Source organism: Nostoc sp. CMAA1605 (assembly GCF_021596505.1).
GTDB lineage: Bacteria > Cyanobacteriota > Cyanobacteriia > Cyanobacteriales > Nostocaceae > Trichormus.
The window spans coordinates 26,558-47,421 of record NZ_PJIZ01000003.1; the positions used below are offsets into that span (position 1 = coordinate 26,558).

Genomic DNA, 20,864 nt, shown 5'->3' on the forward strand with positions numbered 1-20,864 from the left:
ACCAACACCTTCAACCCTTACACCCTTACACCCTTACACCCCTAATGAACAGCATCAAGAGAACTACTGCGATGGTGGGCATAATCGCTGTACTCTAGCAGGTAATTTTTGACACATTTGTTGCAAGGTTTGTGGGTAGAGTTGCGAGAGTACAAATAAAGCAATGGCGGAACTACCCATGAGTACAATTAGCAGCCCGCCTAGCATTAACCAAGGTTTACGCCGACGGACTGGGGCTGGGGTGGGGGTTGCAGTGGATTCTGCGCTCAGTTCTAAATCTAACAAGGCTTGAGAACTTGCGGCTAAAGCAGGTTGAGGTTCGATTTCTGCCAGTGATGATACTTCCGGTTCTGAAATTTCTGGGGTATTTCTGTGATATCTGAGGTTAATGGGGGTATCTCTGCGATATTGGAGTTTAATGGGGGGATTTCTGCTAGTTTTGAGATATCTGGCGGGATTTCTGCGATGTCGAGTATTTTTGATTCTGGGGGAATCTCTGCTAGTGGCTGTGCTTTAGGAATTGGGACTAAATAATTTTTACTGAGACGACACAGAATTAACACAACCGAAATATTATCATGGCCATTTTCTTGATTGGCTAAATCAATCCATTGCTGAACGGCATCCGTCAAAGCTAGTTCACCTGTTAAGATTGGCAGTGCGTAATCTTGCCAGGATTTTTCTACTAAATTGCGATCGCTCAAACCATCAGAACATAGCAATAATATGCCATCTTCCTCTAAAATCAAGCGTTGAATCACAAAACGCAGCGATTCAGCATCTCGGCTGCCCAAGGCTTGAGTTAGAGCCTGGGCATCTGGTCTTTGCAGTGCTTGATGATACAAGCTCCTTGCTGAACGGACTTCCCTCGCAGTCACATCATCATCTACTGTCAGTTGTTGGCAATAGTCGCGAGTTATCCAGTAAGCACGACTATCACCCACACTTGCCAAGTATAATTCGTGGGCGTTTTCTGACTTCACCCCCGATAGTGTGGAAACTCTTTGCGGTACTTGCAATGCCATGACGAGAGTCGTCGCCATCCTGGCTCTACCTTGGCGGTTTTGTTCGTCGTTACGGGAGCTAATTAAGTTATTAACTACTCGTAAACAGGTTTCTAGTTGTTCTTGTAATAATTGGGGTGTGATGATCTCCGATTCTTGGACTATCTCTGCCATTAGAGCTTGAATTTGCAATTTTAAAGACTGCACTGCTAATTGACTAGCAACTTCACCGCCTTGATGTCCACCAATTCCATCGCAGACAATTGACAATTTTGGGATTAAGGAATCATGGAGATGATCTAAACTTTGCGGAAAGCAAGTATCTTCATTTTGTGTGAGTCGCATCCCCGTATCTGTTGCACCGCCAACCTGGAGCGTTAAAGGTAATTCTGCTGCTGTCGAAAGTAATAAAGCATTGAGTTGAGTGGTAATGGTGTCTAACTCCACTGCCGAGTTACTCATTTGCTGGAGAATATTAGTTAATGCAGCAGTGATTGGGGTGTCTGTGGCAGTAATTAGAGACTGCCAACTCTGGGCTAAATCCTGTAAAGTGGGTGGGGCTGTGGCTGTAGTGGCGTGGAGTTCCAAAAGTCGCACACACCAACCTTGAACTCGCAAATTATTCGGTGTCAGTAAACTTTGACTCAGTCCCAATTCCGATAAAGGTGTCCACAGTTGGAGAATTTGCCAGAGCCAGTAAACTCGTCTCACTGGTTTAGCATCTTCCCAAGCGACATTCAAAGACGGGTAAAGATTCCCGTCTTTGTCGATGGGGACATTATCTAATAAAAGAATATCCCCTTGATCTGCTTCCTCGGAGGGAACAAATCCATAAACTTGGGGGAGATGTAAACGCTCTGGATATAAGCGCAGATAGGGGATGATGACTGGTGGTAGTTCTGGGGGTACAATTGGCGATCGCCCTGGTTGAGTGTCTAGCCATACTTGAGGTGCTATGACTTCATACCTATCTGCAACTTTTATACCTGGTTTCATCCTAGCTGCTGATGCTCCACTTGCCCAAAGATAGCGGTAAACTAAGGGAGTTTGACAACTGTCGCAGACAGCATCACCTATAGAGTTTATTGGGTTCTCACAGTGAGGATTTATACAAAAAATAACTTGCTCAGTAGAAATCATAAAATTATTAATTTAAAAATAAATCAGATCGTGAATTCAATTAAATTTAGCTGCCAAAGACTTGAAAGCTAGAATAGACTGGACTTGTACACATTTGGCTACAGGTTGTTACTGAATTTAATCACAATTATTTACTAAAGATCGTCAATTTTTCTGTAAGCCGCTAGTGTCGATATGTATCTACTCTCAGATATTGAGAAGTTTATGTTGTAACTGTAGTGTCTAGGATGGCGATATGCCAATTTCTACCTTAATCTGGCTGATGGCAGGAGCAGTTTTATGTTTGACAGAACTGTTTCTACCATCGGCTTTCGTGGCCTTTATGATGGGGATTAGTGCCTTAATTGTGGCGTTACTCTCGCAATTCGGGTTGGCGTTGTGGATGCAAGTTGTAGCTTGGCTGCTAATTTCTAGCTTATTGGTGGTGCTTTCTCGCCGATTTTTACAGCCACGACGACGCAAGTCAAAAATTCAAGATGCGGTGACAGCAGAGACGTTAACGGAAATTCCTGCTGGTAAAACAGGGCGTGTGCTGTACGAAGGGAATTCTTGGCGGGCGTTATGCGACGATGAAAAAATTGCGATCGCATCTCATGAAAAGGTTTATGTAGTCAGAAGGGAAGGGACTACATTGATTGTGATGCCGGAAAATTTGTTGAGGAGTCATTAGTCAATAGTCAATAGTCATTAGTCATTAGTTATTAGTTATGGGTTATTGGTTTCAAATTTGATTTAAATATTCGGGAGTATTTATAAATGTTTGAACAACTTCTTTTACTGGTATTTTTGGGCTTGGGTGGTTCTGCTGTGGCTGGCTCTGTGAAAGTCATCAACCAGGGGAATGAGGCTTTAGTAGAAAGGCTAGGAAGCTATAACAAAAAACTCGAACCTGGGCTAAATTTTGTCATGCCTTTCTTAGATAAAATTGTCTACAGAGAAACTATTCGAGAAAAAGTTTTAGATATTCCACCCCAAAAATGTATTACCCGTGACAACGTAGGTATTGAAGTAGACGCGGTGGTTTATTGGCGGATTGTTGATATGGAAAAAGCCTGGTATAAGGTAGAAAATCTTCATTCAGCAATGGTGAATTTAGTGTTAACTCAAATTCGCGCCGAAATGGGACAATTAGAATTAGATGAAACCTTCACTGCGCGCGCTCAAATTAACGAAATTTTATTAAGAGACTTGGATATTGCGACTGATCCTTGGGGCGTAAAGGTGACACGGGTAGAACTGCGAGACATTATCCCATCTCAAGCGGTGCGGGAATCTATGGAATTACAAATGTCAGCAGAACGCCGCAGAAGAGCCGCAATTTTAAATTCTGAAGGTGAAAGGGAAGCAGCAGTTAATAGTGCTAGAGGTAAAGCTGAAGCACAAATTTTAGATGCAGAAGCTAGACAAAAATCTGTGGTTTTGCAAGCGGAAGCTGAACAAAAAGCCATAGTTTTGAAAGCACAAGCAGAACGTCAACAGCAAGTGCTGAAAGCTCAAGCTATAGCAGAATCAGCAGAAATTATTGCCCAAAAAATCAACTCGAATTCTACTACGAACCAAGCATTAGAGGTATTATTTGCTTTGGGCTATCTTGATATGGGTGCTATCATCGGCAAGAGTGATAGTAGCAAGGTAATGTTTATTGATCCCCGCACTATTCCCGCTACTTTAGAAGGTATCCGTTCAATTGTTGCAGATAATCCCACTGACTCAATAGTTAATGGGCGTTAGTCAAGTCGCTGTCCTTTAATTCAAAATGCAAAATAATTAGTGAGATGATTTTTCAGGGGTGCAAGTATTTGCACCCTTCTTTAACGTTAGTTAGATAAACAAAAAACCCCTCTCCATAGAGCGAAGCTCTTCTCGTAGAGTACCTCTCCCCTAAAAGGCTACCGTGTACACACAAGTAGAATTACCCCCCTTAATCCCCCTTGGAAATGGGGGAAATAAGAAAATCTAGTTCCCTCCCATTTCCAAGGGGAGGGTTAGGGAGGGGTAAACAGAGGACTGATAGTGGTACACCGTAGCTTCCCTACTAAGGAAGGGGGTTAGGGGGTTAGGTTTTGCGTTAACTTTTCCACATAACGTGAAAAGTCAGTATTTCATCAGTTTGTAGTAAGGACTAAAGTTCTCTCTACAAACCAAATTGGGATAGAAATTTTTATATTGACTTACCTAAAGCACTATTTTCTAATTGTTTGATTTGTTCTGATTGTTCTGCTAAACGCACAGTCAGACTTTGACACACTAATTCGCACAAATCAAAAATAATCGGATCAGCAATTTCATAGTATACACTTACACCTTGCGGTTGACGCTTGATGATGCCCTTTTGCGCCAAAATTTGTAGGTGCTTGGAAACGTTGGCTTGCTTAAGCTGCGTAATTTCCATGATTTCTGTGACATTTTTTGCACCTGTTTTGAGCGCGCACAAAACCTGTAAGCGGCTCACCTCAGATAACACTTTGAAATACTCTGCAACAGGTGTGAGTGCAATGGTGGAGGATTCGAGCATTGTGCAATTAAGTTCAGTAATTTTTTTCTTGACATTCAGTATTGTAACATGGCTAAATTATATTACTATATAGTAGTATAGTAGAAGCAAGCCCACAGATAATTTCTCAGGAGTTCTCATCATGTTCTTTCGCCAGCTTTTTGATCCAGAAACCAGCACCTACACCTATTTAATTGCAGATGAAGCCAGTAAAACAGCAGTTTTAGTTGACTCTGTATTAGAACAAGTCGATCGCGACCAAAAATTAATTGCAGAATTAGGGTTGAAGCTAGGTTACTGCTTGGAAACCCACTTACACGCTGATCATATTACCGGTGCGGGGAAATTGCGTGAATTAACAGGATGTATAAATATTGTGCCGTTTGGTGCAAATGCGGCTTGTGCTGACAGAAAAATCCAAGATGGAGAAGTATTGCAAATTGGCTCAGTAGAAATTGCGGCGATCGCCACTTTGGGACACACCGATAGTCATATGGCGTATTTAGTCAACAACACTCATTTACTCACAGGAGATTCCCTACTGATTCGCGGTTGTGGACGTACAGACTTTCAGAGTGGGAATGCAGGCGCGCTTTATGACTGTATCACCAAGAAATTATTCACCCTACCTGATAGCACCCTTGTTTACCCAGGACATGATTATCGGGGACACATGGTTTCTACCATTGGTGAAGAGAAACAATTTAATCCGCGATTTGTCGGACGCGATCGCGCAGATTTTATCAGCTTAATGAACAATTTGAATCTTCCCAATCCGCAAAAAATTATGGAAGCAGTTCCAGCTAATCAACGGTGTGGACAAGCAGCTTAGAAAATTCAAAATACCCTGCGGGATATCGCTACAAAATTCCAGCAATCACAAGGAATAATTATGGTGCAAACAGCAAAATTGACAGAAATTGATGCAGCTACACTCAAACAGTGGTTAGATTACAACAGCATCTTATTAATTGATGTGCGTGAACCTTCAGAATACGCCGAAGAACATATCCCAGAAGCCAAGTTACTTCCTCTGTCTAATTTGCAACCCCAACAAATCACTTCAGAGGAAAAACCCATAGTTTTATACTGTCGTTCAGGGAATCGTTCTGCACAAGCTGGTAAGAAACTCATCGCCGCCGGTATGAACAATATCTATCATTTGCAAGGTGGATTACCAACTTGGAAAGCCGCAGGTTTACCCACCAAAATTAATCCGCGTGCGCCAATTAGTATTATGCGACAAGTGCAAATTGTTGCCGGTTCATTAGTAGTTACAGGAACTTTATTAGGTGCATTTGTCTCACCTTGGTTTTTAATTTTGAGTGGCTTTGTGGGTAGTGGATTAGTCTTTGCTGGGGTGACAAATACTTGTGCAATGGGGATGTTACTGGCGAAACTACCCTATAACCGACGGATGGGTTAATTATGACGTGGATTATCGGTCATCTACTCGCCGTTGTTATTGGTATTAGCTTGGGGTTGTTGGGTGGTGGCGGTTCGGTGTTGGCTTTACCTGTATTGGTGTATGTCATGGGGATCGCGCCGAAAAATGCGATCGCCATGACTCTGGTAATCATTGGTACAGTAAGTATACTGGGATTAATCCCCCACTGGCGCGCCGGAAATGTTTGGTTGAAGACAGCCGCTATTTTTGGCGCAGCTACAATGCTAGGTGCATTTTTCGGCGCGAAGTTAGCCACCCTACCATTTATTAGCGATGCTATGCAGATGTTACTGTTTGCGTTATTAATGTTAGTGGCTAGCATCGCCATGATTTGGCGTAGCGCACGCAAATACAAAACAGATGATACTGGGACTTATCCACCGCCAGTCTGTAAATACTGCTGGCTATGGTTGATGAGTGAGGGAATAGTGGTTGGGACTTTGACGGGTTTAGTGGGTGTAGGTGGGGGATTTGCAATTGTTCCCGCCTTGGTGTTACTGGGTAAAGTCCCCATGAAAGCTGCGATCGGCACCTCATTATTGATTATTATCATGAATGCGATCGCAGGCTTTATTGGTTATTTAGGACACGTCACCCTAGACTGGGGTTTAATGCTGTCTTTTATTTTGGCGGCTAGTATCGGAACAGTGTATGGTAGCTATTTATCTCAATTCGTCCCAGCGACTCGACTACAAAAGAGTTTCGGTTATTTTTTACTAGCTGTAGCCACGTTAGTATTATTTCAAAATCGCGATACATTTTGGCAATGGTACACACCAAAAAACAGCGCATCCAATAAAGTGATGCAAATAAGATAAGTAGAACAACTTGAAAAAAACAAACTATGTGAAGTAATGTAAAAAGATTGGAATCTAGTTCGTAGTAAGGACTACCCTTCGGGAACGCTCCGCGAACAGTCCTTATCAGAGGACTAAAGTCCTCTCTTCGAGACGCTTGCGCGTAGCTTGCTTCCCCGCAGGGGTACACTACAAACCTTGAATTATTTACACCGTTCTACTTAAAAGCAATTCCCTATTCCCCATTCCCCATTCCCTATTCCCTATTCCCTATTCCCTATTCCCTATATTTTCCCCTGTAAGCTAAAATATCGCCGATATAATTCACAACTGGGTACTACTGTATCTTTTAACTGTTTTACCAGTCCCATACTACTGAGTTTATAAATTGTAATTGGATCTAATGATATTGCCTCTTGAGCATTAATTACCATATTTAATGCTTGTGCTAATTCTGGTTGTTCTTGTAAGACGGCTTGATGTCGTTGTAAATGAGATGAATAAATCCCCTTGGATGTAGCAGCTGTATCGAGGAATTGAGCAAAGCTAATTTCTTCACGACTGAGATGATAAATAGCCATGTGTACTAATGCGGGATGTCCTTCCACCATAGCCATTAAATCTGCTGCTTCTTGGCTATTATTCCAATTGAGTCCATAGCGTTCGGCTAACTGCTGTACTTGCTCAAGGGTAAAGTGAGTTAATTCAATTGGTAGTCCTACATTGAAGGGAGATTGCTTTAATTGCAAGGGGACATAAATTTCTGTTGAGTGAACTATAACTAATCTGAGTTTTTGCCAAAGTGGTTCTCTTTTGGCTTCTTCAAACCATGAACGAAATAAAGGTAAAACATCTTTCGCTACTATAGGATGTTCAAAAATAAACTGCACTTCATCTAGAGATAAAATCAAAGGAGTTTTGATTTGTTTTAATATATGGTTGCGGAAATAGAGAGAACAACTAATTTTACTACCAATATCTTCATCCCAATAATCATCTAGTTTAGATTCCAGTTGCAATTGACGGGTAACGTTAGCACATAGCCAGCGTAAAAACCGATTCAAATCACTTAAAATTGCATCATCAATTTGTTCTAGATTTAAGCTAGCTGTCTGATAATTTTGTCGTGTCGCATAGTCCAAAGTTCTTAGTAGCAAGGATGTTTTACCCATTTCTCTAGGTGCTTTAATCCTGACTAATGCACCATTTTTTCTAATCGCTTCAAATACTTGTGATTCTACAGCAGTTCTTTCTATATAAAATGGAGAATCAATAGGTACTGCACCACTGGGATAAGAGGGAAAATTAATTGTCTGATCAGGATGATTTAACTCTGGATTATGACCATTGAGTGTTGGTAATTCAGTAATATTTACTGACAAATGTTGATGCAGCCAATCTAGATTAAATATTTTGGCATAAATTGGATTTTTAACAATTAAATTTCCTTCAAATTGGGATACAAGACCAGATAAGCGCAATTCTAGATACTCAGGAGAATTCTGAGCTGGAATTTTTCCCTGTTGTAAAATGTGGTAGTATATTTGCAGTAATTGTTGGCTTTTGGGCGTATTGCGGAGCAGGCGATCGCGGATGGTTCTCAAATGTTCTGGTTCGTCTTGAGATTCCCAATTATTAATGATTTGGGTGTGGACAATTTTTTCTACCCATTTGGCTACTTCATCCTCTTGATTTGGACAAGCATCTGGATGATGATTGCAATAATTGACAATTAGCCAACACAGCTTTTGAGTCAGGAATGGCTGTCCATTAGTCCAATATAATACCTCTCGCAATACTATATTGGGATGCTTAACCTTTCCTGAGAATCCTTGTAATAAAGGTTCACTATCTTGGATTTTAAATCCTTGTAATTCAATCGCTCTACCAATATTGAAAGGAGTAGAATAGTGTTTATCTTGAATCAAATCTGAAGGTGAAGCTACTCCTAATAAAGCAAACGATAATCGCTGGTAAGCTGGTTTGATGGCTCGATTTTCATAGCAGTGTCGAATTAGGGCAAAAAATTCATCCGTGGAAAATTTTAACCCCAGTACGTTATCGATTTCATCGATAAAAATTACAATTTTCTGTTGAATTTGCGTCAATAAGACGGTTTCAATAAATTTATTTAAACACTGAATTGGAGATAGATCATCATGTTCTTTCAACCAACTACGGCGATTGATTTTGAGTTGAAAACCACTTACCAACTCTTGAATAATCCCGCCATACCATTGAGAAGCTGTAATTTGCTGGCTACCTATTCCACTTAACTCAATCTCAGCACAAATAAATCCCTGAGTCTGTAACTTATTCATCGTTCGGACTCGTAAGCTAGACTTACCCATTTGTCTAGCATTGAGAACATAGCAATATTCAAGAGCCAATAGACTCTCATAAAGTTCAGTATCAGCTTGTCGCACCACATAAGTAAGTGCATCAGGTGGGAGGCTACCACCTGCCTGATACCGATAGGTGGTATTAAAGTTTGCAAACATTGGTAGGAATTTACACGGCTAAAACCTGCTTCAGTGTTAATTCTCACATGGTTTTCAGGTTTTGAATACCTGAGTTCACCTGAATTTACCTGAATTTAACTCAATTGTCTAGAGTTCAGGAAATCTTAAGATCACTGATCTTAACTCAACTCTTAATTGCCAAAATCCAGGATACTAATGAAAGATGATTAAAAGGTGTTAGAAAAGTGTTTGGATGTAACTTTTAAATGTATTCAGGTTTACACTCCCTTAAAAGGCTACGTGTAGACACAAGTCTGATAACCCAGTCCTAAAACGTTTTGATCTCGCCTAAGCTCCCTTAAAACAGAGGGGACAAGAATCAAAATCCCCTTTTTTCAGGGGAGCCACTGTGTTAAATGGGTTTCCCAGATTAAAACAAGTGGTGTGGATTTAGGGGGAGCTAAACTGATTCGAGACATCATGAATAAAATTTTAAACATCTTTTGAGTTTGCCGACTAAAACGAAAACTTAAATCAAAATCATAAGTCGAATTATCCTGAGTGAAAACTAAAGGACATTAATAACAAGTTATTTCATATCTTTTCAAAAAAATTTACAGGGTAAGTATGTAATATGGCTACTCGTAAAATTATTCTCCATACTCTCAGATGTGACAAAGCCGAAGACTATTTTGGCGGTGATGAAACCCTTCTAGAAGTCTTCACTGACGGACAACAGCGCAGTCAAATTAAAAAAGATATGAAAGCCGGAGACACCTGGCTATTAGGTAAATCATTTAATTTTAGTCAAGATGCAACAATCAAGTTATGGGATGAATATAAGCCATCATGGCGCGATCCTAATTACTTTTTGGGTGAATTTAAGGTAGGTGGTCTGGATGTTAATTTTGGCATTGCTAAATTTACCAAAGGAGCAGATTATACTTTGACCTACACAGTCACTACTGACCGCCAACCCCAAGTTCCTCCTCAGACTTCATCTCATGTCACCATTGAAATACTTGATGTTTACTGTAGTAATACAGAAAATCCTACCAATGTAGACGATATTTACATTCTGGGTGGCGTGACAGTTTTTGATACCCAGACATCTACATTGGATACGAAACAAGCCAAGCCTGTCTTAACTAAACCTGTTGCGATTAGTCACGGTCAAACACAACCAATTCCTTTCGTTGTGTTTGATGCTGATGTCAAAACCAATTCTGCCATATATTTAGAAATGGCAGCATATAGTGAAGATTTTACAAAAGATTGGAGTCAATACCTAGTCTGGCTGGGTATTGCCAGGACGGCTATTCGGACAATAGTTAATACAGTGGCCATATTGATAGCTGGTGCTTTAGTAAATATTGTCTTAGTGGGACTGAATCAATTTGCGGGTTGGGATAAGGATGAAAGGTTAGGTATTCAGACACACACAATTATGGTGCAGGATATGAAGCCTGGAGAAACTATTTATGACTGGAGGATGATGGAAACTGGTTTAGGTCGGTCTACTGGTGACTATAAAGTTAGATACAAAATTACGGTGAGATAATCCATCCTTAGACTCAAATCTAGTGGTTGAACCTAGTTAAACCAATTCGCAATTCGCAATTCGCAATTCGCAACGATGCTCCCGCCCCGCTTCTCTACGAGACGCTACCGCGAACGCTAACGCAATGGACTAACATCCCGCTACGCTAACGCAATGAACTTCTCTTCTCTACGAGAGGCTGCGCCAACGAGACGCTAACGCAATTACGTGTTGTAACAGGGACTGAAACACCCTAAATTTAGTTAAACACTAATTTAAATTCATTTGAGTCCGCAAAATGTCACTGAAATAATTACGATACAGTTGACAACGGGGTTCTACTTCATTGCCGACGAGCTTGATTAAACCCATACTCTGTAACTGATAAGCTGATAATGCTTCTAATTGCACCGGTTTACTGGATGCAATTACTGTTTGAAATGCTGCTAAAAGTTTTGGTTCTTGTTGTAAACTCAACCAATATTCTCTGAGGTGATGGCGATAGATACCTGCGTCTGTTGTAGCTTCAATTAATAATCTTTCTAGGGTAATATTGGGATAACTAATCAGGTGAGAAAATGCCTGTTGCAACAGATAAGGATGTCCACCCACTAATTGCATTAATGGTTCTACAAAAGTAACACCTCTGGCTAATCCATATTGTGCGGCAAATACTTGCACTTCTTCTTTAGTTAATTCTGGTAACTCAATGGGTAAGCCAACATTAAAAGGTGATTGGTTAATGTTGAGGCGGATATAAACATCGGTGGCGTGAGCGATGATTAGGCGCAGTTTTTTCCAGTTTTGACGACTTCTAGCTTTCTCATACCAAGAACGTAATAACCCGAAAAAGTCTTCGTAAACTTCAGGATAGGGGAAAAGTACATCGACATCATCTAGACATAAAACTAAAGGACTATCAGTATCGGCTAGGAGATATTCTTCTAAATAAGTCGTGCAGCTGACTTTGGCACCAATACCTTCTTCATCCCAATATTCATCGATATGATTAGGTAGGTGCAGTTCTCGATTGAGATTAAGACAAAACCAACGCAGAAATTTATTCAGGTTGGTAAAGTGAGTTTTGCGATCTGCCATCTCCAAACTAAAGCTAACTGTGCGATAACCTTGCTGTGCTGCTTTCATTAATAATCGCTCTAGTAAGGAAGTCTTACCCATGAGTTTGGGTGCTTTGATTCGCATCAGAGAACCTGGTTGCAGCAAGGTTTCATAACATAGGGATTCTAGGGGATGACGACTGACATAAAAATCTTGAGATGAGAATGAATAGGTAGGAGCAACAGTTTCTAGGAAGTTACTATTGTGATGTTGATGATTAGCAGTGCTGGTTTCTGGAATGGATAGGTAATCTGTTGTCATCAACTGTTGATCCCAATATTTTTGCTCCCATGTACGTTTGAGTGCTTCCTTAAAATTACTCTTTCTGACTTTTTCCCCTAAAGAATCCGTTAATAATTTCCATAACTTGGGGGCAACATCTTGACTAATATAGCTAGTGGAATACTGGTTTTTAGCGGCAATTTGATCGTACTCTTCTCTTGCCCAAGAGCCTTTAAGGACAATGATTTCGACATCGCTTAACTTTCTCGCAAACTTTGTAAACACTGCTTGGTTAGCGATGTTAATTGCTGCATCCAGGTTAAAAATCATAACAATTGTTAGTGCAACTGCTGCTATAGTCTTATTATCTATAACATTCAATCCAACGACTATTAAAAATTAATTCGTAAATTCGGTTGTGGACTTTTAAAGCACCTTGTTCTTTAATTACCAAGCCGGATAAGAGCAGTTCTCGTTCGTCTAGACTATCCATAGAATTGACCTGTCCTAATTCCAGGATTTGCTGATATAGGTCTAGCATTTTGGTGGGTTGCCGATCGCCTTTAAGGATGCGATCGCGTATAGTTTTTAAATGTTCTGGTTCGTCTTGGGCTTCCCAATCTGCGATAATGTTGGTTTGAACTAGGTTTTCTACCCACGCTTTTTCTGTTTTGGCAGGGATAGAGGATGCAGCAGTGCGGATCATTTGGCAAATTTTTTGAGTTAAAAATGGCTGGCCATTAGTCCAAAATAAAACTTCTTTCAGCACTGCTTGGGGGTTGCTCACTTTATCAGTCAATCCTAGTAAGAGGGGTTGCGCTTCGTCCATTTGAAAGCCACGCAAATGAATCGCTTGACCTATATTAAAAGGAGTTTTGCGATAGTCGGTGATTAAATCACCAGGTGTAGCCACTCCAAATAAACCGAAACACAATCGCTGATACTCTGAGTTGATATTGCGTTGATTATAGCAGGAGCGAATCAGGGCAAAAAAGTCATTGACGGAAAAATCTAAGCCCAACACACAATCAATTTCATCAAAGAAGATAATAATTTGCGGTGGTACATCACTATCTGGTGTTGTCACTTCCCGTAACAAAACTTCTTCAAAGAACAGACTCAATCGCTGTACGGGAGAGATATCTAGTTTATCTTGCCACCAGGCTTTTAAATTCACCTTCCCCAGTAAATCAAAACTTTGCCAAAGTTCCACAGCCAGACCTTTGTACCACTGATCTGGGGTAATATTTTCATTGCCAATGCGAGTCATATCAATGGCTACGCAAGCAATACCCTCTTGTTGCAAGTGGTGCATCATCCGCACCATGAGACTAGATTTACCCATTTGTCGGGTGTTGAGGGTATAACAAAACTCGCCACTCTTCAAGGCTTTGTAGAGATAACGATCAGCCGATCGCACTACATAAGTAGGTGCATCAATCGGTAAACTCCCACCTACTTGATAATCATAATCGGAGGCTGTTTCACCACTTTTGAGTAGAGCATTTTCAAATTCCAATTTGGCTTGAGTGGCTTTGAGAATTTCTAGAGTTTGTGTGAGTTCTTGGGTACGTTCTTGTACTTTTTCTTCTAGTGTGGCATAGAGACGGGAATTTTCAATGGAGATGGCAGCTTGGCTAGAAAGAATATTTAAGATTTGGACACGATCTGATGTGAATGCGCCAGTGACTAAATTATTTTCTAAATAGACAATACCGCTTAATTTGCCTTGGGTGAGGAGAGGTGTACAGAGAATAGATTTAGGTTGAGTGGTGATAATGTAGGCATCACGGGTAAATTGTCCGTTTTGAGTAGCGTCATCAAGCACTACATTATCTTGGGTGTGGGCGACGTAGTTGATGATAGCAGACGATAGCAGGGGTTTTTGTGTGAATTTATCTAGTGAATCTACTGGTATGGATTGTATTATAATGTCAGTTGTGGTAGCGATCGCTTCTATCACCCACTGTTCTTGAGAATGCAGCAATAAAAAGCCTGTTTGCGCGCCAGCATTCTCAATCACCATTTTCATTAACTTTGCCAACAGTTTGTCAAGAATAATTTCTTCTGCCAAAGCTTGAGAGGCTTTAATGACTGTGGTTAAATCCAGTAGTTTGCCATCACCTCCAGTTGTGGAGATAGTGGGGCTGAAGCTTTTAGTTGTTTCTTGGTTTGTATTGATAGTAAGATACTGGGGGTATTCTGTTTCTAATTGTTTTACTTTGGCTTTAGCTCCCCAAAGGGTGTAACAATGGTGTGCATTTTTTAAATATAACTGACCGATTTCTTCCCTACCGATAGCTAAATAAAATTCTGCTGCTCGTTCATAGGCTAGTGCTTCTTCATGAAGAAATTCATATTTTTTCGCACCTTTTATAGCTTGCTCATAAAGTTCTTCTGCTTGCCAAGTTTTTCCTAAAGCACGGGCTTTTTCAGCAGCAACTAAATCATATTTATGCTGAAAATTTTCTGGACAGTGACTAGCCCATAATTTCAGACTTTCCTGATTTTTATTTACTTGCTTGATTAATTTTCTGCGTTCTTTGACATCACAAGTATGATAGTAAGCAAGTAACGCAAGAGAAAAATAAAAATTGTGCTGTGGTGCTGTTAAATATGAACTAGAAGCATTAGCATATTTTTCTGCATTAATTGCATTAACGGCAGCTTGATAATGGTTTTTGAAAAAATAAAAATAAATCGTCTTGGCAAAATATACAAAGAAGGTTAACCAGTCATTATGACCTTGAATCCAGTTGTTTAAATATTCCTTCTCTTCTTCTAGAGAATTACCAACAATTAAACCTTCAATTTGATTTTTTGATAATAAACTAGTTGATATCTTAGAAAATATTTCTATAGAGTAGATACAAAACTGTTGTTTTAATTTTTTAATCGCTTTAGCATATTTTTTGTAATCACTTTCAACCTCTTCTAAATTTTGTCCAGATAAAAATCTGATGAGACAATAATTGATCGCTACATAGGAAGCAAATTCATTTTCTCCTGTATCTATACCAGTTTTAAATCCATGTATTAATTGATTGTGTGCTACTGTGTTTCCAAGCGATTCTTTCCAATGCCATATTTGGCCGTAATACATTTGTAAAACGAAAGCTTCTAATTTAGAGATGTTAAATCTTTCTAGAAGGTTAAGAGCCAGCTTACCAAACTTATATCCATGACTGATATCTTTTTTTACACTGCCTAGCAGCATTCCGTAAGTACAGTATATATAGGGTGCTTGGGTTGGATTGCCATACTTTATACAGATATTAATCTGAGTTAATATTACTTCAACAAATAAAGTAAAATTTGTTGTATGTGTGGCGGATATAATCTGTTGAAGTAGTAGGATAACGGCTATCTGCGATCGCTCGGTCATTACTGGCAAATTAGCCAAATTTTCAATGTCTTTACCTTGGAGAAAGGATTCTATCAAGTCTTGTTGATGTGAAATTTTATATTCTACATCACTAGTTTCTTGAGGAAGATTTACACCAAATTCTAGTAAAGATTGAAGTGCAGTATCTATAGCCAGATCAGGTTTAAATGTAGTGTAATAGTAAGCTATTTTCAAGTGATTAACTTTAGTTTTATCAAAAATATCGCTAATTTTTTCCAAAACTAGTTCTGACAGTTCTTCAAATTGGCTAAACTTAGTATTTAAATACAGCAATTCCAATGTTTCTGTATGCAATTCAAACGTCAAATTATACTTTTCATCCCAGCTATTAGATGCTAATAAATTTAGTCCGTTTTCTAAATATTTTAAAGCAGGTTCATAAGCTGTTGATTGCTTGGATTTTCTCCCAGCTTGCAGATTTAATTCAGCTAGATTATCTTTTTCTATTTGCTCAGTAATTAAATCTGCGCCTTCATTGAGTTGGTTGACAACATTAAAAATTTTTTCTTCTAAATCATTTGCTGGATTATTATTCAATAACAAACGACCTATTTGTAGATGTAGAGCTTTTTTATCATCATCTAAAATCAGGCTATAAGCAGCTTGCTGAACTCGATCATGCAAAAACTTATAGGGAATATATTTGGGAGCTTGCGGAATGAAAGTATTCTTACCAGACACTTCTTCCTGACTCCATAGCAGTGGCAGCTTATAGTCATTATTTAAAGGTAGAATTAAACCTTCTTTGATTGCTGGTTGTAATTCTTGGGCTGTAACTGGTGGAGATTTGCTATTAACAATAGAGAGCATATCTAAATTAAATTTATTTCCTATACAAGCAGCTAATTTTAAAATATTCTGTGTATTTTCATCTAAGTTATTAATCTTTCTCACCATTAACTCAACTACATTATCGGTTAATCCTACTTTTTGAATTTGCTCAATATTCCACTGCCAGAAACAAGCTTGACTTTCTTTTTGTGTCATCAAAAATTGAGGAGCATTAAAAAGCAGTAGTTTTTCACCGTATAATGTTTGTAGTAATTGAGTGACGAAAAACGCATTACCACCAGTTTTTTCATTCACTAAATTAGCTAGAGGTTTTACATTTTCTACTGAGCAATGAAGAGTATCTGCAATTAACTGATTAATATAAGCCAGTTTCAAAGGCTGTAAAACAACTTGATTAACTATAACTTCAGCTTTTTTAACCTGTTCTAAAGTGTGCATTAAAGGGTGAGTCAAGTCAACTTCATTATCTCGGTATGCACCTATAATCATTAAATATTGGCTATCAGCATTCGTTATTAATCGCTCAATTAAACTTAAAGATGGTAAATCTGCCCACTGTAAATCATCAAAGAATATCACTAAGGGATGTTCTTTTTGACTAAAAACACTAATAAATCTTTCAAAGCACAAATTAAAACGGTTTTGTGATTCGTTTGCGCCTAGTTGCTCAATAGATGGTTGTTTACCGATAATTTTTTCCAACTCAGGAATAATATCGATCATAATTTGAGCATTATTTTCTAAAGCTGCTAGTATTTTTTCTTGCCAAGTTTGGAGTATTATTTCTGCTTCACTCAGAAGTTGACGAATTAAGTCTTGAAAGGCTTGTGTAATTGCTGCGTAGGGAATATCTCTTTGTAATTGGTTAAATTTGCCCTGTATGAAATATCCTCGCTGGCGTGTAATAGGTTTATTAATTTCATTAACTAAAGCAGATTTACCAATTCCTGAATAACCAGAAATTATTATCATTTCAGTGTTGCCTTGACTGACAGATTCAAAGGCATTTAATAGCTGAGTTATTTCTTGTTCTCGTCCATATAATTTCTGAGGGATATGAAATTTATCAGTAATATCATAATCTCCCAATGTAAACTCAGAAATTATTTTTATAGTCTTTAATTCTTGCAAACAAATTTCTAAATCAGCTTTAATTCCCCAAGCACTTTGGTATCTTTCTTCTGGTGTTTTAGCTAATAACTTCATGACAATATTAGAAACTGTCAAAGGGATAGAAGATATTAGTTTATGCGGTGGCTGTGGATGTTGTGCAAGATGACAGTGAACTAATTCTATCGGATCATTAGTTACAAAGGGAAGTTGTCGAGTTAAAAGTTCATAAAAAGTGACACCTAGAGAATAAAAATCACTGCGGTAATCTATACTTCGGTTCATTCTACCAGTTTGTTCTGGAGCAATATAAGCTAATGTTCCTTCTAATTGGTTGATATTACAAAGCTGCTGATTTTCTTGAGAGAGACTGCTAGAAATTCCAAAGTCAATAATTTTTAGTATTCCTGTTTCTGGATTATAAACTATGTTAGCTGAGTTAATATCTTTATGAATAATATTTGCAGCGTGTATAGTAGCTAAACTTTCAGTAATTTTAATAGCAATTGTGAGAAATTCTTCTAATTTAAAATAATGTTTAGAGGTTAAAAGATTTAGTGATTGCCCACCAAAGTCTTCTAAAATAATGACTGGAGAATTGTTATATCGCTGTAGGTCATAAGCTTGAACAATATTATTTGTCTTGAATAAGCGAATGATTTCATATTCTTGTTTATATCGGGTTAACTCGGATGGACTGGGGTAATTTTCTTTGAGAATTTTCAGAATAATTGGTTGATTATTTAGCTTGAGAATACCTCGATAAACTAACGAATTTGAACTTTCATAGATTTTTTCTATGACTTGGTAATTTGTTGCATTATCCCTGAACAACATAAAACGGTTTGTGATTGTAATATTGAAAATATTTTAAACCTTTATAAATAAAAAATCATCTTCAACTGTAAATTTTCAATTCTAAAATTTGAAAATTCATAATTAAAGATGATAATGCGTTAAAATTTTAAATTTTTCTAAGTACAACTTAGTGGTATGTATGGGTAGGGCGACGCAAAATATTCTACATCTACTAAATATTCTACTTCTGCTGAATCTTGTGACATGATCCTATGATAGAAAGGCAAATCTCCATACTGATCATCAGCTTTAGCCCACTTCTTGAGATTATCAAAAGATGAATGGATTTCCCAAGGAATCGGAGGATAGGGCAGCACCGCCTGATAAGCAATAGAAGATTTTCCTGGATTTAAATCCATTTCTTTGATCACACCTTCAAACATATCGAAAGATACTGCTAATCCATATTTGAGAACAATTTCAATGGTACTCAAAATTGGTTGGGAAATTTGATGATACCTGATTTCTTCGTGGTTATGAGATATGGCTTTTTGATACTCTGCATAAGTCAAAATATTTCCTTGTTGATCAGTTGGGTAAAACGCCTGTCCAGCCAACAAAAGACTCAAGGAAATTGCCTGCCATGCTAAACTGCTAGGTAAAATGATTAGTCTGGCTCGATAGTCTTCTACTTTGTGGTTACTTGGTGGGTATTCCTGACTATGCAATGGATAATAAATATTCAGGTCTTCTGGATAGAGATTGTTAGGAGAAGATTTTCGGACAGAAAAAAATATTTCTCGCGCTATTAGTCCGTCCAAAATTTCAGCAGCATCATCGGATTGATGCCATTCTTTATGGAGTAAATCACTCCATTTACCATTAATGAACAAATTCCAAGGATCAAAGCTATGGTTTTGTTCTGCTGCTTTTTTAACTGTTAAGTAGGTATACCATGTTTTGGCAACTAACTGGGATATTTTGCGGCTATGTAGTAATGTGCGTATTGGATCATAAAAATTATTCAATACGACGCGAGGTTCAGGTATTTCTGATTCGTTGAATTCAGATTTATCTGGAAACAAGGCTTTGAGAAAACCTGGAGGGAAAACAACTCCTGGTGATGGTAAATATGCACCTATGTGATTGTATTTATCATAGTCATTATTAGGACGGTACTCTTGTAAATTTTCATAAGTTTTGGTGTCAATGAGATATTGTTTGAACTCCTTTCTTTCTTGAGTAATAATTGTTGTTTCTAGGTGACTACCTTCTTGTTTAAGAGTACGTGGAGTAACTAACAAAATCTGATAATAGGTATCATCTTTATACCATTGCTGTGATTCTAGAGGATCAATAAATCCTGGTAGATTTAAGGCTCTTCTATTCATAGTGTTGCATCCTGTTTAAGTTGAATGATTTGACTGAATCCTTAATCAAGACTGTAAAAATGGAGAGGGTTATCCCAAAGAATCTTTTGGATTGTTTCTTGAGATAATTGATTTTCCAGTTCTAGAAGCCGATTTACAATGTCCGGTTGATGATCCATATGGGGATAATCAGAGCCGAAGAAAAAGTTACCTGCTCCAATGTACTCGATAATTTCTAATATGCAAGGTTCAGAAGGTTCAATTGAGATAAAACATTGGCGACGAAAGTATTCTGAAGGCAGGATTTTGATGTGATCTTTCACTTCAAAATATAAATTTTTGTATTCTTCATCTAGTCGCCAAAGCCAATAAGGAAGCCAGCCACAACCAGACTCTAAAAAACCAAATTTTAATTGTGGATGACGTTCTAAAACTCCGCCTTCAATTAAGGCTAATAAAGCCATCATTTGTTCCATTGGATGGGAACAAGCGTGCATAGCAAAACGAGTATGAAATCTATCTGCACCTGTAGTTGGTAAACGGCTATGAGTTCCCTCATGAATTCCCACCGCAATATTTAATTCTTCACAGGCTGTCCAAAATGGTTCATAGCTGCGATCGCTGAGTATTCTACCTTTGACGGGGTTGGGACGCAAACAGATGGCTTTCCAGCCAAATTCAGCAATGCGGTGTAGTTCTGACACCATTGTTTCTGGTGCATGAAGATTAATCGCTCCGACTCCTTTTAATTTGTCTGGAGCATAACTACAAAATTCTTCATATAGCCATGTATTGTAGGCTTGGGTAAAAGCTCCTACAACCTCTGGAGACATACTATCAATCGCAAATAGCCATAGTCCATAAGTGGGATAAATAAAGGCGATATCAATCCCCATTTGTGTCATTGCTTGCAGGTGAGATTCGGCATCATAGCGTTGAAAATAGGCTTGGGGGTGAGCTTGCATCATTTGGCGATCGCCTGCTGTTCTCACTTGTTGCGATATCTTATTTACTATGTCTTCTCCTTGAATTTTCATGTCTAGCGAGGGTGCATAGTGCCTAAATTCAGGTGCAAGGTATTTTCCCCACATCTGCGGCGGTTCAATTACATGGGAATCAGCATCAAGAATCTTGTATCCATGCAGCATATATTGGGAATGGGG

General features: G+C 38.6%; 14 protein-coding genes. 6 read left to right on the plus strand and 8 right to left on the minus strand.

From position 1 onward, the window contains the following. Nucleotides 1-63: 63 nt before the first annotated feature. Both CV014_RS01860 and CV014_RS01865 read right to left on the minus strand, forming a co-directional pair. Nucleotides 64-285 (minus strand): hypothetical protein, encoded by a 222-nt coding sequence (locus tag CV014_RS01860; protein WP_236140465.1) that lies wholly within the window; start codon nt 283-285, stop codon nt 64-66. A 17-nt stretch (nt 286-302) separates the two neighbouring features. After that, entirely contained in the window at nt 303-2,144 is a 1,842-nt protein-coding gene (locus CV014_RS01865) for a protein phosphatase 2C domain-containing protein (protein WP_236140466.1), read from the minus strand. Between the two features lie 235 nt (nt 2,145-2,379). Between CV014_RS01865 and CV014_RS01870 the strand changes: the two genes are divergently transcribed. Together CV014_RS01870 and CV014_RS01875 are read left to right on the plus strand one after the other, a co-directional pair. After that, nucleotides 2,380-2,814, plus strand: coding sequence for an NfeD family protein (locus CV014_RS01870; RefSeq protein ID WP_236140467.1), 435 nt, complete (start codon nt 2,380-2,382; stop codon nt 2,812-2,814). 86 nt (nt 2,815-2,900) lie between these two features. Continuing rightward, nucleotides 2,901-3,875 carry an SPFH domain-containing protein gene (locus tag CV014_RS01875; RefSeq protein WP_236140468.1) on the plus strand — a complete coding sequence of 325 codons (975 nt, stop codon included), beginning with the start codon at nt 2,901-2,903 and terminating at the stop codon, nt 3,873-3,875. A gap of 430 nt (nt 3,876-4,305) precedes the next feature. Here CV014_RS01875 and CV014_RS01880 read toward each other — a convergent pair whose 3' ends face one another. Beyond that, the gene (locus CV014_RS01880) at nt 4,306-4,659 is read right to left on the minus strand and encodes an ArsR/SmtB family transcription factor (protein WP_103136522.1); all 354 of its coding nucleotides are present in this window, start codon (nt 4,657-4,659) and stop codon (nt 4,306-4,308) included. Between the two features lie 121 nt (nt 4,660-4,780). Here CV014_RS01880 and CV014_RS01885 point away from each other — a divergent pair, with 121 nt between their 5' ends. The 3 genes from CV014_RS01885 to CV014_RS01895 are packed head-to-tail and all read left to right on the plus strand — an operon-like array spanning nt 4,781 to nt 6,903. Next, the gene (locus CV014_RS01885) at nt 4,781-5,470 is read left to right on the plus strand and encodes an MBL fold metallo-hydrolase (protein ID WP_236140469.1); all 690 of its coding nucleotides are present in this window, start codon (nt 4,781-4,783) and stop codon (nt 5,468-5,470) included. 60 nt (nt 5,471-5,530) lie between these two features. After that, nucleotides 5,531-6,064: a rhodanese-like domain-containing protein gene (locus CV014_RS01890; RefSeq protein WP_236140470.1), complete on the plus strand. Its 534-nt coding sequence runs from the start codon at nt 5,531-5,533 to the stop codon at nt 6,062-6,064. A gap of 2 nt (nt 6,065-6,066) precedes the next feature. Then, nucleotides 6,067-6,903, plus strand: coding sequence for a sulfite exporter TauE/SafE family protein (locus CV014_RS01895; protein ID WP_236140471.1), 837 nt, complete (start codon nt 6,067-6,069; stop codon nt 6,901-6,903). Between the two features lie 263 nt (nt 6,904-7,166). On the opposite strand, the gene CV014_RS01900 is transcribed toward CV014_RS01895, so the two are convergent. Continuing rightward, a complete protein-coding gene (locus CV014_RS01900; RefSeq protein WP_236140472.1) occupies nt 7,167-9,383 on the minus strand; it encodes an AAA-like domain-containing protein in 2,217 nt (738 codons plus the stop codon). Between the two features lie 595 nt (nt 9,384-9,978). Between CV014_RS01900 and CV014_RS01905 the strand changes: the two genes are divergently transcribed. Beyond that, a complete protein-coding gene (locus CV014_RS01905; RefSeq protein ID WP_236140473.1) occupies nt 9,979-10,905 on the plus strand; it encodes a hypothetical protein in 927 nt (308 codons plus the stop codon). 249 nt (nt 10,906-11,154) lie between these two features. Here the strand turns inward: CV014_RS01905 and CV014_RS01910 are convergent, their stop codons facing one another. The 4 genes from CV014_RS01910 to CV014_RS01925 all read right to left on the minus strand — a co-directional run bounded on the left by CV014_RS01910 (nt 11,155) and on the right by CV014_RS01925 (nt 20,849). Further along, a complete protein-coding gene (locus CV014_RS01910; protein WP_236140474.1) occupies nt 11,155-12,555 on the minus strand; it encodes an AAA-like domain-containing protein in 1,401 nt (466 codons plus the stop codon). A gap of 34 nt (nt 12,556-12,589) precedes the next feature. Beyond that, nucleotides 12,590-18,370, minus strand: a complete 5,781-nt coding sequence (locus CV014_RS01915) for an AAA family ATPase (RefSeq protein WP_236140475.1) — start codon at nt 18,368-18,370, stop codon at nt 12,590-12,592. Nucleotides 18,371-18,507: 137 nt separating this feature from the next. After that, a complete protein-coding gene (locus tag CV014_RS01920) occupies nt 18,508-19,722 on the minus strand; it encodes a hypothetical protein (protein ID WP_236140476.1) in 1,215 nt (404 codons plus the stop codon). Nucleotides 19,723-19,763: 41 nt separating this feature from the next. After that, a complete protein-coding gene (locus CV014_RS01925) occupies nt 19,764-20,849 on the minus strand; it encodes an amidohydrolase family protein (RefSeq protein WP_236140477.1) in 1,086 nt (361 codons plus the stop codon). Between the last annotated feature and the right edge of the window lie 15 nt (nt 20,850-20,864).

Bases quoted from the DNA above. Each gene is read 5' to 3' on its own strand.
- CV014_RS01870 (WP_236140467.1), top strand. From the start codon at position 2,380: ATGCCAATTTCTACCTTAATCTGGCTGATGGCAGGAGCAGTTTTATGT.
- CV014_RS01890 (WP_236140470.1), top strand. From the start codon at position 5,531: ATGGTGCAAACAGCAAAATTGACAGAAATTGATGCAGCTACACTCAAA.
- CV014_RS01880 (WP_103136522.1), bottom strand. From the start codon at position 4,659: ATGCTCGAATCCTCCACCATTGCACTCACACCTGTTGCAGAGTATTTC.
- CV014_RS01895 (WP_236140471.1), top strand. From the start codon at position 6,067: ATGACGTGGATTATCGGTCATCTACTCGCCGTTGTTATTGGTATTAGC.
- CV014_RS01900 (WP_236140472.1), bottom strand. From the start codon at position 9,383: ATGTTTGCAAACTTTAATACCACCTATCGGTATCAGGCAGGTGGTAGC.
- CV014_RS01885 (WP_236140469.1), top strand. From the start codon at position 4,781: ATGTTCTTTCGCCAGCTTTTTGATCCAGAAACCAGCACCTACACCTAT.
- CV014_RS01920 (WP_236140476.1), bottom strand. From the start codon at position 19,722: ATGAATAGAAGAGCCTTAAATCTACCAGGATTTATTGATCCTCTAGAA.
- CV014_RS01875 (WP_236140468.1), top strand. From the start codon at position 2,901: ATGTTTGAACAACTTCTTTTACTGGTATTTTTGGGCTTGGGTGGTTCT.
- CV014_RS01925 (WP_236140477.1), bottom strand. From the start codon at position 20,849: ATGCTGCATGGATACAAGATTCTTGATGCTGATTCCCATGTAATTGAA.
- CV014_RS01905 (WP_236140473.1), top strand. From the start codon at position 9,979: ATGGCTACTCGTAAAATTATTCTCCATACTCTCAGATGTGACAAAGCC.
- CV014_RS01865 (WP_236140466.1), bottom strand. From the start codon at position 2,144: ATGATTTCTACTGAGCAAGTTATTTTTTGTATAAATCCTCACTGTGAG.
- CV014_RS01915 (WP_236140475.1), bottom strand. From the start codon at position 18,370: ATGTTGTTCAGGGATAATGCAACAAATTACCAAGTCATAGAAAAAATC.
- CV014_RS01910 (WP_236140474.1), bottom strand. From the start codon at position 12,555: ATGATTTTTAACCTGGATGCAGCAATTAACATCGCTAACCAAGCAGTG.